The 12,714-nt window shown below is 28.4% G+C and carries 17 protein-coding genes; 9 read left to right on the top strand and 8 right to left on the bottom strand.

The features are described 5' to 3' along the window. Nucleotides 1-10 precede the first annotated feature (10 nt). The 4 genes from rho to hemE all read right to left on the bottom strand — a co-directional run bounded on the left by rho (nt 11) and on the right by hemE (nt 3,809). Nucleotides 11-1,279, bottom strand: coding sequence for a transcription termination factor Rho (gene rho / locus AC5SLW_RS06590; RefSeq protein WP_006997560.1), 1,269 nt, complete (start codon nt 1,277-1,279; stop codon nt 11-13). 66 nt (nt 1,280-1,345) lie between these two features. Next, the gene (gene hemJ, locus AC5SLW_RS06585) at nt 1,346-1,780 is read right to left on the bottom strand and encodes a protoporphyrinogen oxidase HemJ (protein ID WP_018413699.1); all 435 of its coding nucleotides are present in this window, start codon (nt 1,778-1,780) and stop codon (nt 1,346-1,348) included. Continuing rightward, the gene (gene hemH / locus AC5SLW_RS06580) at nt 1,773-2,807 is read right to left on the bottom strand and encodes a ferrochelatase (RefSeq protein ID WP_494575057.1); all 1,035 of its coding nucleotides are present in this window, start codon (nt 2,805-2,807) and stop codon (nt 1,773-1,775) included. Before hemH ends, hemJ begins: the two co-directional genes overlap by 8 nt. Continuing rightward, complete coding sequence (gene hemE, locus AC5SLW_RS06575) at nt 2,808-3,809, bottom strand: uroporphyrinogen decarboxylase (protein WP_494575055.1); 1,002 nt, start codon at nt 3,807-3,809, stop codon at nt 2,808-2,810. Between the two features lie 284 nt (nt 3,810-4,093). Here hemE and AC5SLW_RS06570 point away from each other — a divergent pair, with 284 nt between their 5' ends. The 5 genes from AC5SLW_RS06570 to dnaQ are packed head-to-tail and all read left to right on the top strand — an operon-like array spanning nt 4,094 to nt 7,531. Continuing rightward, on the top strand, nt 4,094-4,918 hold the full coding sequence (locus tag AC5SLW_RS06570) for a pyruvate, water dikinase regulatory protein (protein ID WP_494575053.1): 825 nt from the start codon (nt 4,094-4,096) through the stop codon (nt 4,916-4,918). After that, on the top strand, nt 4,911-5,498 hold the full coding sequence (locus tag AC5SLW_RS06565; RefSeq protein ID WP_494575051.1) for a Maf family protein: 588 nt from the start codon (nt 4,911-4,913) through the stop codon (nt 5,496-5,498). Before AC5SLW_RS06570 ends, AC5SLW_RS06565 begins: the two co-directional genes overlap by 8 nt. After that, nucleotides 5,495-6,292, top strand: a complete 798-nt coding sequence (aroE, locus tag AC5SLW_RS06560) for a shikimate dehydrogenase (RefSeq protein ID WP_494575049.1) — start codon at nt 5,495-5,497, stop codon at nt 6,290-6,292. Before AC5SLW_RS06565 ends, aroE begins: the two co-directional genes overlap by 4 nt. Further along, nucleotides 6,289-6,858 (top strand): dephospho-CoA kinase, encoded by a 570-nt coding sequence (gene coaE / locus AC5SLW_RS06555; RefSeq protein WP_271767333.1) that lies wholly within the window; start codon nt 6,289-6,291, stop codon nt 6,856-6,858. Before aroE ends, coaE begins: the two co-directional genes overlap by 4 nt. A gap of 1 nt (nt 6,859) precedes the next feature. Then, nucleotides 6,860-7,531 (top strand): DNA polymerase III subunit epsilon, encoded by a 672-nt coding sequence (gene dnaQ, locus AC5SLW_RS06550; RefSeq protein WP_018413692.1) that lies wholly within the window; start codon nt 6,860-6,862, stop codon nt 7,529-7,531. On the opposite strand, the gene AC5SLW_RS06545 is transcribed toward dnaQ, so the two are convergent. Together AC5SLW_RS06545 and AC5SLW_RS06540 are read right to left on the bottom strand one after the other, a co-directional pair. Beyond that, entirely contained in the window at nt 7,524-7,946 is a 423-nt protein-coding gene (locus tag AC5SLW_RS06545; protein WP_494575046.1) for a protein-export chaperone SecB, read from the bottom strand. The genes dnaQ and AC5SLW_RS06545 overlap by 8 nt on opposite strands. Next, nucleotides 7,930-8,352 carry an FxsA family protein gene (locus tag AC5SLW_RS06540; RefSeq protein WP_494575044.1) on the bottom strand — a complete coding sequence of 141 codons (423 nt, stop codon included), beginning with the start codon at nt 8,350-8,352 and terminating at the stop codon, nt 7,930-7,932. Before AC5SLW_RS06540 ends, AC5SLW_RS06545 begins: the two co-directional genes overlap by 17 nt. 58 nt (nt 8,353-8,410) lie before the next feature. Here AC5SLW_RS06540 and AC5SLW_RS06535 point away from each other — a divergent pair, with 58 nt between their 5' ends. After that, nucleotides 8,411-9,004, top strand: a complete 594-nt coding sequence (locus tag AC5SLW_RS06535) for a Tim44/TimA family putative adaptor protein (RefSeq protein ID WP_494575042.1) — start codon at nt 8,411-8,413, stop codon at nt 9,002-9,004. Next, on the top strand, nt 9,005-9,526 hold the full coding sequence (locus AC5SLW_RS06530) for a Smr/MutS family protein (protein ID WP_018413688.1): 522 nt from the start codon (nt 9,005-9,007) through the stop codon (nt 9,524-9,526). On the opposite strand, the gene hslU is transcribed toward AC5SLW_RS06530, so the two are convergent. Beyond that, a complete protein-coding gene (gene hslU / locus AC5SLW_RS06525) occupies nt 9,516-10,883 on the bottom strand; it encodes an ATP-dependent protease ATPase subunit HslU (protein WP_018413687.1) in 1,368 nt (455 codons plus the stop codon). The two genes, AC5SLW_RS06530 and hslU, sit on opposite strands and share 11 nt — an antisense overlap. Beyond that, nucleotides 10,883-11,398: an ATP-dependent protease subunit HslV gene (gene hslV, locus AC5SLW_RS06520; RefSeq protein ID WP_006997574.1), complete on the bottom strand. Its 516-nt coding sequence runs from the start codon at nt 11,396-11,398 to the stop codon at nt 10,883-10,885. Before hslV ends, hslU begins: the two co-directional genes overlap by 1 nt. Before the next feature lie 91 nt (nt 11,399-11,489). Here hslV and hisB point away from each other — a divergent pair, with 91 nt between their 5' ends. Then, the gene (gene hisB, locus AC5SLW_RS06515; protein WP_018413686.1) at nt 11,490-12,080 is read left to right on the top strand and encodes an imidazoleglycerol-phosphate dehydratase HisB; all 591 of its coding nucleotides are present in this window, start codon (nt 11,490-11,492) and stop codon (nt 12,078-12,080) included. A 5-nt stretch (nt 12,081-12,085) separates the two neighbouring features. Then, complete coding sequence (gene hisH / locus AC5SLW_RS06510; RefSeq protein WP_018413685.1) at nt 12,086-12,712, top strand: imidazole glycerol phosphate synthase subunit HisH; 627 nt, start codon at nt 12,086-12,088, stop codon at nt 12,710-12,712. Nucleotides 12,713-12,714: the final 2 nt, after the last annotated feature.

Here is a 12,714-nt window from a genome sequence, read left to right as displayed (position 1 = left end):
TTTAATAATCTTATGCTGGTTTATTCATTGAGCTAAAGAAATCTGCATTACTTTTTGTTTCTTTAAGTTTTGAATTAATAAATTCAATAGCATCCATTGTTCCCATCGGACTGATAATTCTTCTTAGCACATTCATTTTTGAAAGGTCATCTTTATCAAAAAGTAATTCTTCTCTTCTTGTTCCAGATTTAGTTATATCAATTGCTGGATAAATTCTTCTTTCAGCAATTTTTCTATCTAGAACTGTTTCACTATTTCCAGTTCCTTTAAATTCTTCAAAAATTACTTCATCCATTCTTGATCCCGTATCAATCAATGCTGTTGAGATGATTGTTAAAGATCCACCTTCTTCAATGTTTCTTGCAGCACCAAAAAATCTTTTTGGTCTTTGAAGAGCGTTCGCGTCAACTCCACCTGTTAATACTTTTCCAGAACTTGGAATTACTGCATTATAAGCTCTACCCAGTCTTGTGATCGAATCTAATAAAATTACCACGTCTTTTTTATGTTCAGTTAATCTTTTTGCTTTTTCAATTACCATTTCAGCTACAGCAACGTGTCTTGATGCAGGCTCATCAAAAGTAGAACTAATAACCTCTCCTTTAACTGTTCTTTTCATATCCGTTACTTCTTCTGGTCTTTCATCAATCAATAAAACCATCAAATAACTTTCTGGATAGTTTTTTGCAATTGAGTTTGCAATACTTTGTAAAATCATTGTCTTACCTGCTTTAGGAGGTGATATAATTATTGATCTTTGACCTTTTCCGATAGGGCTCACAAGGTCAATTAATCTTGGAGTTAAGTCTGGTTTTTTTTCAATCTTGGTTGTCTCAACTTCCATCACCATTTGTTTGTTTGGGTAGAGTGGAGTTAAATTGTCAAATGCAATTTTGTGACGAGCTTTTTCTGGTTCTTCAAAATTTATTTTTTCTACTTGTAATAATGCAAAATATCTTTCTCCCTCTTTGGGCGCTCTAACAGGACCCTCGACTGTGTCTCCTGTTCTTAAACCAAATTTTCTAATTTGACTTGGACTAACATAGATGTCGTCTGGTCCAGCTAAATAGTTTGATTCCATTGCTCTTAAAAAACCAAATCCATCTTGTAATAATTGTAAAACACCAGCTCCAGTTATTTCTTCTTTTTCTGCAACTTTTTTTAGTATCGCAAATAAAATTTCTTGTTTTCTAAGTGTGCTAGCATTTTCAATCCCAAGCTTTTCTGCTTGAGCTATTAATTGTTCAGACGATTTTAGTTTTAGTTCTTGAATATTCATGTTGAGGGATTGTGATTAAGGTTATTGGATGATTTGAATATATATACTCTAACGAGTATTTCAAGTCTAGATCGGTTTAAATATAACAATAAAAACAACCAAAATAAGCAATATTGTTGGCACTTCATTAATTATTCTAAAAAATTTAGAGGATTTAGTATTTTGATCTAGTTTAAAATCATTGAGTAATTTACCTAAATAGAAATGATAAATTGTTAATAAAGTTATTAATATTAATTTTAGTTTTAACCAAAGCGTTAAGATGACCTCAAGTCCAATAACAGAGATTAATATTAATCCAAAGATCCAAGATAAAATCATTGCTGGCATCATGATGAAATAAAATAATTTTCTTTCCATTGTTTTAAATATTGAGGATGAAATTTTATGATCAATATTTTCAACATGGTAAACAAAAATTCTTGGAAGATATAAAAGACCAGCCATCCAAGAAATTACAGCTATCAGATGAAGACTTTTAAACAGTAAATAACTATTCATAATTTAAACAAGGACATTTTTTGAAATTTGAAGGACACTGAATTTTTGGAGGATAAAGATTTTCACTTAATTTATATTCATTTTTTTTTATTATTAATTCCGACATTGCTTTAATAAAATCCTCATTAGTGCCAAGAGCCGGAACACGTGTATAATTTTTGCATCCATTAGTGTCTGCAATCTCCTTATATTCTATATCTAGTTCAACCAATGTTTCTGAGTGTTCAGAAACAAATGCGATAGGGACCAAAACAATGTGTTTACCAAGTTTAGAATTTTCAACAATTATATCTTCTGTCGATGGTCCTATCCATTTCAGTGGACCAACTCTACTTTGATAACTTAATATCCAATCCAAGTTTTCAATGTTCAAATTCTCAACTATTTTTTTAACAGATTGTTCTACTTGCCATTGATACGGATCTCCCTTTTTAATATTTTTTTCTGGCAGGCCATGAGCAGAAAATATTAGTTTAAAGTTTTTAAGATTCTTAATTTTTTTTACTATTTCTTTTGTGTGTGCGTTGATAAAATTTTGATCTGTTGGATAACAGCATATTGTACTTGTTTTAACATGGTAGTTGTTTTTTTTACAAACATTTTTCCACTCTTTAATTGAAGACCCAGAAGTTGCGGCAGAATATTGTGGATAAAGAGGCATTAAAATAATTTCTTCGGGGTTAAATGATTGAACGTCTTTGATCACATCATTTGCTCTAGGGTTCCAACACCTCATTACAATAAAACATTTATATTCGCTATCGGTTTCGGTTTGGTTTAATTTTGTTTCTAGTGCTTCTGATTGTTCTTTGGTTAATTTTAGTATCGGTGATGAGCCACCTAGCTCTTCATAAATTTTTTTAGCAACGGGTGCTCTTCTGTTAGATATCAGTTTTGCCAAAGGGTATCTTAATATAGTTGGTAAATTTAAAATTGCAGGATCATTAAATAAGTTAAATAAAAACGGCTCTACATTTTCAATTTTATCAGGACCACCAAGGTTAAATAAAATTACTGCTTTTTTCATTTAATAATCTTTCACTGTTTTAACCAAATACTCTACCATATCTGGATTGGTTTCAGGCAACACCCCATGACCCAAATTAAATATATAGGGATGATCTTTAAAGGTGTTTAAGTACTTCAAAGTCTCTTTTTTCAAATTTTCTTTATCCGTTAATAAAACTTTAGGATCAAGACCTCCTTGAACTGGTATTTTTATTTCTCTACATATTGAAACAGGATCAACATCATAGTCAATATTAACTGCATCAGGTTTAACGATATCACAATAATTTTTATAATTTTTTATTCCTCTTGGAAAACAAATTACAGGAATATTTAATGATTTAATATAATTCACTAAATTTAGTGTTGGCACATATACATAATTTGGTAGGTCTTTTTCTTCTAAGAGACCAGCCCAACTGTCAAAAATTTGAATTATTGTAGCACCGTTCTTAATTTGTTGGTCAATATGTAATTTCAAAAATTTTTCTAAAATTATTAGAATTCTATTTATTAAAAATTCATCTTTAAAAAAGTTTTTTACCAGATCTTTTTTTGGGGAATGTTTATTAATCATATAGACTAATAATGTCCATGGTGCACCCACAAATCCTATCAAATTTTTATTTTTTATTAAATTGTCTTCGCTAACTTTTTTAATTGATTTATAAACTGGATATAATTTTTCTATAAAATCAATTTCATCAATCTTGGATATTTCTTCTAAATCTAATGAACCCAGTTTTGGACCAAAATTTTTTTCAAATTTTACCTCTTGGTTTAATCCATATGGAATCATTAAAATATCTGAAAAAATTATAGCAGCATCTAGATCGAATCTTTTAAGAGGTTGTAAAGTTATTTCTGAAGATAGGTTTTCGTTTAGACATAAATTTATAAAATCTGGATTTAATTTTCTAATTTCTCTAAACTCTGGTAAATATCTACCTGCCTGTCTCATTAACCATATTGGAGAATTATTAGTTTTTTTGTTTATTATGGTTTCTTGGATGGGTGTCATAATAATAAGTAAATATTTAATTATAGTATTAGTTATATAGTATGTGAATAATGGTAATTAATTGTTTTTCAGTTTTTATACACGATTTATCAACAATTAATAATTTATAGAACTGTTATATAATCTTAAATTTATGGGTTTATTTAATATTGTTAGATAAAATGTATATTAATGCTTAACATGTTTATTAATGTTTATAAAAATGGGTTTTTACAAAGAAAAATAACAAACAAGATTATTTTAAAGAATGATAAAAATAATACTTAATTATCAACATTTTATTCATGAGTAATACATATCAAATATACCTTATTTCTGACTCTACAGGTGAGACACTAGATAGAGTTTTTCTAGCGATTAAAGCTCAATTTAAAAACATAGAGTATGATGTTAAGTCTTATTTTTTTACTAGAACGGAAAATCAAGCTACTAAAATAATTGATGAGGCAACAAAAAATGATAATGCAATAATTTTATATACGATTGTTGACACTTCACTTGCAAAATTTTTGGCAAATAAGGGGAATGAAAAAAAGATTCCGTGCTTCAGTGTTTTGGGAAATTTAATTATGAACTTCTCCAAACTTTTAAATCAAAAAGCATCTCATGTCCCAAGCGGGCAACATGCTTTAAATGAAGAGTATTATGAAAGAATAGAGGCCATCCAGTTTACCATGGCTCATGATGACGGAAACCTTGTTGAAGATGTAGATAAAGCAGATTTGATATTATTGGGGGTAAGCAGAACAAGCAAAACACCAACTTCAATTTATCTTGCTAACAGAGGTTATAGAACTTTAAATATTCCTTTAGTAAATGAGCAATCAATACCAGAAAGCTTAAAAAAGAATCCTAATCTCTCTTGTGTAGTTGGTTTAACAACTGAACCTCAGAGATTAGTTGATATTAGAAAAAATAGGATGAATGCGCTTAAAGAAAAAGAAAACACAAACTATACAAATATCAATAAGATAGAAAAAGAAATTAACGAAGCTAAAAAAACATTTACCAAATATAAATGGCCAACAATTGATGTTACTAGAAAATCAGTAGAAGAAACTGCAGCATCAATTATTAAAATATATGAAATAAAAAAAAATAATGGTTAAAGAAATAATACTTGCATCTAAAAGTGGTGTGAGAAAAAAAATTTTAGAAGAAAATAATATTCAATTTAGGGTGGAGCCATCCAATGTGGATGAGGATAGTGTTAAAGAAAGTTTGTTAAAAGAAAAAGCAACTCCAACAATTATTTCAAAAAATCTAGCAGAATTAAAGGCCAATAAAATTAGCCAAAAATTTTCAGAGGAAATAGTACTTGGAGCAGATAGTGTAATAGATTTAGAAGGTAAAATAATATCAAAGCCAAACGATAGAGTAGAAGCCCTAGAAATACTAAAAAAAATGAATGGAAAAACTCATCAATTGATAAGTTCAGTTTGTATATCAAGGGGCGGATCGATGATATGGAATTATACTGATAAAGCCTCATTAACCATGAAAAATATGACTTTTTTAGAATTAGAGAACTACCTAAAAAAAATTTCTGATAAGGATCTCTATGCTTATAATGTTTATCAAATTGAAGGAGAAGGAAGAAATTTATTTTCAAAGATAGAAGGAGATGAAGATACAATCATGGGCCTTCCAGTTAAAAAAATTAAAGAATATTTTAAAATTATAAAATGAAAAAAAATTTTTTAGTTATAGGAAATCCAATTGATCATAGCTTATCACCAAAATTACATAATCATTGGATAAAAAAATATAAAATTGATGCAGTTTATGAAAAAAAGCTTTTAAATAATAATGAGATTAAAGATTTAATTTTTAATATCAGAGAAGAAAAAATTTGTGGAATAAATGTAACAGTACCATTTAAAAAAACGGTTATACCTTTTTTAGACGAGTTAAGCGAAGAAGCAAAAATTTCTCAATCAGTGAACACAATCTATAAAAAGGATAATAAAATTTTAGGCGATAACACTGATATTGAAGGTTTTAAACTTAGTTTAGAAAAAACAGAACAAGAAACTAAAAATAAAAAAGCTCTAATACTTGGGGCGGGTGGAGTTGTTCCCTCAATTATTATTGCGCTCAAAAAAATGCAAATTAAAAAAATTTATTTAAGTAATCGAACAGAATTAAAGGCAATAGAACTAAAAAGAAATTTTCCAGAAATTGAAATAATTAAATGGGGAGAAACTTTAGATTTTGACACAATCATAAACGCAACAAGCATTGGATTAAAAGAAGAAGATGAAATTAATATTAATTATCAACAAATTAGCAAAGATAAATTCTTTTATGATGTAATTTATAATCCACCAGAAACAAACTTTTTAAAAAATGCAAAAAAGTATGGTGGAATAACAAAAAATGGTAAAATGATGTTTATTTATCAAGCTCAAAAAGCCTTTTTTATCTGGCATAAAGTTGTTCCAGAAGTAGACAATGAAACAATTAATCTTTTAGATGTATGATTAAAATCGCAGTCGTAGGAGATATTGGTTCTGGAAAAAGTCATATTGCTAAACTTTTTGGTTATCCAGTTTTTAATGCAGATCAAGAAGTAGCAAGCATATATAAAAAAAACAAAAATTGTTTTAGAAAATTAAAAAAAAATTTACCTAAATATTTTTCAGTATTTCCAGCAAACAAAATACAAATTATAAAAGCAATAGAGGACAGTGAAAAAAATTTAAAAAAAATTACTAAAATTATTCATCCAGAAGTCAGAAAGAAATTAACTATTTTTTTAAAAAAAAATAAAAAAAGAGAAGCTATAATTTTAGACATTCCTCTCTTATTAGAAAATAAATTAAACCAAAAAAGTGATATAATAGTTTTTGTTCAGTCAAAAAAAAGTGAAATTATAAAAAGACTAAAAAAAAGAGATAATTTTAATTTAAATTTATATAATCAATTTAAAAAAATACAGTTACCACTAAGTTATAAAAAGAAAAAAGCCAATCATGTTATTAAAAATAATTTTACCAATAAGCTTGTTAAGAAAAGTGTAAAAAAAATACTAAAAGAAATTATATAAAATGAAAGAAGTAATACTAGACACTGAAACAACAGGACTATCTGTTAGAGATGGACATAGAATTGTAGAAATTGGATGCATCGAGTTAGAAAATTTGATACCAACTAAAAATAGATTTCACTGCTATCTTAATCCTGAAAGAAAAGTTTCTGAAAAAGCCCTAGAAGTTCATGGTTATACAGATGAATTTTTATCTACCCACAAAAAGTTTGGAGATATAGTTGATGAGTTTTTAGGTTTTATAGAAAATAAGAGACTTGTAATACACAACGCCGAATTTGATCTATCTCACTTAAATAATGAATTATCATTACTAGGCAAGGAAAAATTAGATAGTGAAAATGTCGTAGACACACTTGCTTTAGCCAGGGATAAATTTCCAGGCTCTCCAATAAGTCTTGATGCATTGTGCAAAAGATACAGAATAGATAACTCAAAAAGAACACAACATACTGCTCTTATTGACTGTGATCTATTAGCTAAAGTTTATATTAATCTTCTTGATCAAAAAGAACCAACTTTAAATTTTAAAAATGAAGATAATGAAAAAATAATAATAAACTCCAATGACACAAATCAGTATTATAAAAAAGTAGTTAAACCATCAGAGGCAGAACTTAAACTTCATAAAGAATATTTAAAAAATAGTTTAAAGAAGAATTTTTTTAATTAGCTCTTTGTTTGTATAATTCAGTAAAATCAATTTTTTTTTCAAATTTTATTCCAGGATAACCAGAGTCGGTTAATAAATTTAAAAATATTCTCTCTAGGTCAGGATAAATTTTATTAGGGACATCACATAGAATAATTTTTTCCATTTCTTTTTTATCAGAAACCTTTTCATCTACTTTAACTATAGATGTGTAAGTTATCTCAAAATGTGCTTTTTTTAAAATTTCAGGTTGGTCTGAAAATTTTATGATTGTGTTGACTTCAATAATTCCATTTTTCACTGCCTTTGAATTAATATCAATGTTTAATTTGTATTTAGAAATTTTATCTCTTACAAATATATATGTTGGAGTGTCAGGTGTTTCACTCGACATATCTTTAATAAAACTTCCAATGATTTTATAATTTTTTGTCATTTTCATCCTCTATATCTTCAAATTCACCATTAATAAAATCTTGTTTTTTATTTATAGGCCTTTTTTTAATTGATACTTTTTTAAATATCAATTTTCTTGTTGGTGGAAATATTATTAACAAACCCAAGAAGTCTGTAGCAAAACCAGGTAAAATCAAAAGTAATGCTGCAAATGCTAAAGCTGCACCTGAAATAATTTCATAAACTGGCAATTCATTTTTTACCATTTGAGACATCCCGGACTTTAGAGTGTTAAAGCCCTCATATCTGGCGTAGATAACCCCAAAAAAAGCCGTAATAAAGATAAGTAAAATGGTGTTAAAGGCTCCAATTTGAGAACCCAGCTTGATAAACAAATAAATCTCAACGATTGGAATACCAACTAATAATAATAAAAATGTGTTCATTTGTCCTTAGTCTAAATTGCTAGTTGTAATTAATCAACATAGTAAATATTATTAAATTATGAGTTATAGTTTTGAGTACATAGATATTATTCTTTTAGCAATGATTGCTGGTTTTATTTTTCTTCGTCTAAGAGGAATACTTGGTAAAAAAACTGGTTTCGAAGGGAAAATTCCACCACAATTTGAAAAGGAATTTCAAAAAACAAATATAACTCCAAAACCAGTTAGTGAAAATTTTGATGAAGTGTCACAAAAAGAATTTTTAAAAGGTGCTAAAATTGCTTATGAAACAATTATTACAGATTTTAGTGATAGTGATAATAAGCTGATAGCAAGCAAACCGCTTTTAAGTAAAAAAATTTATGATCAGTTTAAAGAGGCGCTTGAAGATAGAGCTAACAAAGGTCATTTTGCCGAAATAACTTTTATAGGTATTAAGTCAGCTGTAATTAAAACTCATAAAAAGATTGAAGATAGCTTAGAAGTTACAGTAGATTTTGTTAGTGAAATTATAACATGTGTAAAAGATAAAGATAAAAATATTGTATCAGGGGATAGTGAGAAAATAAAAACTGTTTATGATACTTGGGTTTTTTCAAAAGACATTAAATCATCAAATCCAAATTGGTTATTAATTAATACTATTACCTAATTGATTAAGAAGATAACAGACAAAGATAAAGAAGATTGGGAAAACTTCCTAAACAATAAAAAAAAACTTCTTAATAAAAATTCTGTAAAACAAAAAGATATAAATAACCCAGACAAAAACAAACAGGACTGGGAAAACTTTTTAAACACTAAAGAGAAAATTCCCAATAAAGATTTTATTCTTAAAAAAAGTATAAGATACGAGAAGATAAAGAAAATAGATCTGCATGGTTACACTATTGAAGAAGCAAATAAAGCTATAGAACAATTTATTCAAAAATGTTTTGATGAAAATGTTACTAAAATAATAGTGATTACAGGCAAAGGACTAAGATCTAAAAATATTGAAAACCCTTACCTCTCAAAAGATTTGAGCATACTAAAATATTCAGTTCCAGAATTTATTGAAAAAAATAAAAGTTTAACTCAATTTATTATTGAAACAACAGATGCTAAGATTGAAGATGGTGGTAGTGGAGCTTTTTATATTTATCTTAAAAATAAAAACAAATTTAAAGAATAAATTTAGATAAATCTGTATCCTTAACAAGCTCATCTAGATTTTGTTTTACATAATTAGAATCTATTATAATTTTTTCACCAGCCCTATCTGTTGCAGTAAAACTAATATCATCTAATATTCTTTCTATAATAGTATGAAGTCTTCTAGCACCAATATTTTCTACAGTGTTATTAACTTCTGAAGCCATATTAGCAATTGCATCGATACCATCCTCAGAAAATTCTAGTTCAACGTTTTCTGTTTTTAAAAGAGCAACATATTGTTTTATCAAACTATAGTCTGGTTCTTTAAGAATTCTTTTAAAGTCATCACTGGTTAAAGCTTCAAGTTCAACTCTTATTGGTAATCTACCCTGTAACTCTGGAAGTAAGTCTGAAGGTTTAGCGAGCTGGAAGGCTCCAGAGGCAATAAATAAGATATGATCAGTTTTAATTGTACCATATTTTGTACTAACTGTTGTTCCTTCAATTAGAGGAAGCAAATCCCTTTGTACTCCTTCTCTAGAAACATCCCCACCAGATCTATCCGTTCTTCCTGAAATTTTATCTATTTCATCTAAAAAAACTATTCCATTATTTTCTGTTGAATCTTTTGCTGATTTTATAATTTTATCTTCTTCTATTAGCTTGTCAGCTTCATCATTAATTAAAATTTCATGAGATTCTTTGACAGTCATTTTCTTCTTTTTCTGTTTATTACCAACAGATTTTCCAATCATCTCTCCAATATTTATCATTCCAATGTTTGCTCCAGGCATTCCAGGAATTTCAAATGCAGCTTGAGAGCCAGTATTATTTACCTCAATTTCAATTTCGTTGTCATCTAAATCACCATCTCTTAATCTTTTTCTAAAACTTTCTCTAGTAGCAAGACTTGCTTTATTTCCAACTAGAGCATCCAAAACTTTTTCTTCTGCTAATTTTTGTGCCTTCGTATGAACTTCTTTTCTTTTTTTTACTTTCTCCATTGCAATTGCAATTTCAAGAAGATCTCTTATAATTTGTTCAACATCTCTCCCAACATATCCAACCTCAGTAAATCTTGTAGCCTCCACCTTTACAAAAGGAGCCTCAGCTAACTTAGATAGTCTTCTAGAAATTTCTGTTTTACCAACTCCAGTTGGCCCAATCATTAAAATATTTTTAGGTAAAACTTCATTCTTCATTTCACCTTTTAAAGCTTGTCTTCTCCACCTATTTCTTAAAGCAATAGCCACCGCCTTTTTAGCTTTATTTTGTCCAACAACATATCTGTCTAATTCAGAAACTATTTCTCTAGGTGATAAAGAACTGACTAAAGAGTTATCTTTCTTTTCAGTTTTTTCTTTTGGAAAAGGTGTAACGTTTGTGTCTTCCATTAAATTTTTTCAATTTTAATATTATTATTAGTGAATACACAAATTTCAGATGCAACTTGAATTGCTTTTTTAGCAACTTCTTCAGCACTCAAATCTGTATCTAATAAAACCTTAGCAGCAGCCAAAGCATAATTTCCACCTGATCCTATACCTATGGCATCACCCTCTGGTTCTAACACATCACCAGTTCCTGAGATTATAAAACTATTTTCTTTATCACCAATTGCCATTAAAGCTTCAAGTCTTCTTAAGTATTTGTCAGTTCTCCAGTCTTTTGCTAACTCAACAGCTGCTCTTGGAAGATTACCAGCATGTTTTTCAAGTTTTGCTTCTAGTCTTTCAAACAAAGTTAAAGCATCTGCAGTCGATCCAGCAAATCCAGCTATTACATTTCTTTTTTCAATTTTTCTAACTTTTGCAGCAGTACTTTTTATAACAGTATTGCCCATACTAACCTGGCCATCTCCAGCAACCACTACTTCATTGTTTTTTCTAATAAGCACTATTGTAGTCATAGATTATAAATGGATATTAATTTTTATTCTTCAAGTAGTAGATTGCAAATATTGATATAGTTAATTAATCCCTATATACATATTATATATTATGAGCAGAATTGGAAAAGTTTCCAGAAAAACAAAAGAAACCAGTATTAGTGTTGAAGTTAATATTGATGGCAAAGGTCAATATAAAATTGATACTGGAATAGGTTTTTTAGATCATATGCTCGAACAATTATCAAAGCATTCACTGATTGATTTAAAAGTTAAAGCAAAAGGTGACACTCATATAGATCTTCACCACACAACAGAAGATACTGGAATTGCTATAGGTGAGGCTTTAAAAAAAGCATTGAAAGATTTTAAAGGAATTAAGAGGTACGCTCATGCAATGATTCCAATGGATGAAACATTAACAAGAGTTGCAATTGATGTTTCAAATAGACCTTATTTAATATGGAAAGTTAAATTAAAAGTAGAAAGACTTGGAGAGATGGACACAGAACTTTTTAAAGAATGGTTTCAAGCTTTCTCCCAATCAGCAGGAATAACTTTGCACATGGAAAATATTTACGGAGATAATAGTCATCATATAATTGAGTCTTGTTATAAGGCTCTAGCAAGGTCATTAAGAACAGCTTTAGAGATAGACCCTAGAAATAAGAAGAGCATTCCATCAACTAAAGGCTCATTATAAGTTTAATGAATGTCACAATTGTTGATTATAACTCAGGAAATATCAGCTCTGTAATAAATTCCTTTAAAGAGGTCGCTAAAGATAAAGTTAATATCGAAGTGACTTCTGATTTAAATAAGATTAAATCAAGCGATAAAGTAGTTTTACCGGGACAGGGATCGTTTAAGAGCTGTGTTGATGCATTAAATGCCATAAATGGTTTAGTAGAAACACTCAATGAATTTGCAATAACCAATAAAAAACCTCTTCTTGGAATTTGTGTTGGTTTACAGATGTTTGCAGACCTTGGGTATGAAGAAATTGAAACAAAAGGACTTGGTTGGATTTCAGGAAAAGTATCAAAAATTGATAATCAAAATAATAAATTCAAACTTCCACACATTGGTTGGAATGAAATTAACATTATTAAAGATAATAAAATCTTTAAGAACATAGAAAATAAATCACACATGTATTTTGTACATAGCTATGAATTTATTCCAGATGATAAAAGTGTAATTTCTTCAACAACAAATTATTCATCAAATATTGTTTGTTCAGTTGAAAAAGAAAATATCTATGGAACCCAGTTTCACCCTGAAAAGAGTGATAAATTAGGACTTAAAATTATAGAAAATTTTTTAAATTTATAAAT

This window comes from Candidatus Pelagibacter sp. PS_40 (assembly GCF_059417765.1).
This window is presented reverse-complemented; position numbering and strand designations above follow the sequence as displayed.

Excerpts from the sequence above, each read along its gene's own strand:
- hemH (WP_494575057.1), bottom strand. The coding sequence starts at position 2,807 with ATGAAAAAAGCAGTAATTTTATTTAACCTTGGTGGTCCTGATAAAATT.
- rho (WP_006997560.1), bottom strand. The coding sequence starts at position 1,279 with ATGAATATTCAAGAACTAAAACTAAAATCGTCTGAACAATTAATAGCT.
- aroE (WP_494575049.1), top strand. The coding sequence starts at position 5,495 with ATGAAAAAAAATTTTTTAGTTATAGGAAATCCAATTGATCATAGCTTA.
- AC5SLW_RS06540 (WP_494575044.1), bottom strand. The coding sequence starts at position 8,352 with ATGAACACATTTTTATTATTATTAGTTGGTATTCCAATCGTTGAGATT.
- hisB (WP_018413686.1), top strand. The coding sequence starts at position 11,490 with ATGAGCAGAATTGGAAAAGTTTCCAGAAAAACAAAAGAAACCAGTATT.
- hslV (WP_006997574.1), bottom strand. The coding sequence starts at position 11,398 with ATGACTACAATAGTGCTTATTAGAAAAAACAATGAAGTAGTGGTTGCT.
- hemJ (WP_018413699.1), bottom strand. The coding sequence starts at position 1,780 with ATGAATAGTTATTTACTGTTTAAAAGTCTTCATCTGATAGCTGTAATT.
- AC5SLW_RS06535 (WP_494575042.1), top strand. The coding sequence starts at position 8,411 with ATGAGTTATAGTTTTGAGTACATAGATATTATTCTTTTAGCAATGATT.
- coaE (WP_271767333.1), top strand. The coding sequence starts at position 6,289 with ATGATTAAAATCGCAGTCGTAGGAGATATTGGTTCTGGAAAAAGTCAT.
- hisH (WP_018413685.1), top strand. The coding sequence starts at position 12,086 with ATGAATGTCACAATTGTTGATTATAACTCAGGAAATATCAGCTCTGTA.
- dnaQ (WP_018413692.1), top strand. The coding sequence starts at position 6,860 with ATGAAAGAAGTAATACTAGACACTGAAACAACAGGACTATCTGTTAGA.
- AC5SLW_RS06545 (WP_494575046.1), bottom strand. The coding sequence starts at position 7,946 with ATGACAAAAAATTATAAAATCATTGGAAGTTTTATTAAAGATATGTCG.
- hslU (WP_018413687.1), bottom strand. The coding sequence starts at position 10,883 with ATGGAAGACACAAACGTTACACCTTTTCCAAAAGAAAAAACTGAAAAG.
- hemE (WP_494575055.1), bottom strand. The coding sequence starts at position 3,809 with ATGACACCCATCCAAGAAACCATAATAAACAAAAAAACTAATAATTCT.
- AC5SLW_RS06565 (WP_494575051.1), top strand. The coding sequence starts at position 4,911 with ATGGTTAAAGAAATAATACTTGCATCTAAAAGTGGTGTGAGAAAAAAA.
- AC5SLW_RS06570 (WP_494575053.1), top strand. The coding sequence starts at position 4,094 with ATGAGTAATACATATCAAATATACCTTATTTCTGACTCTACAGGTGAG.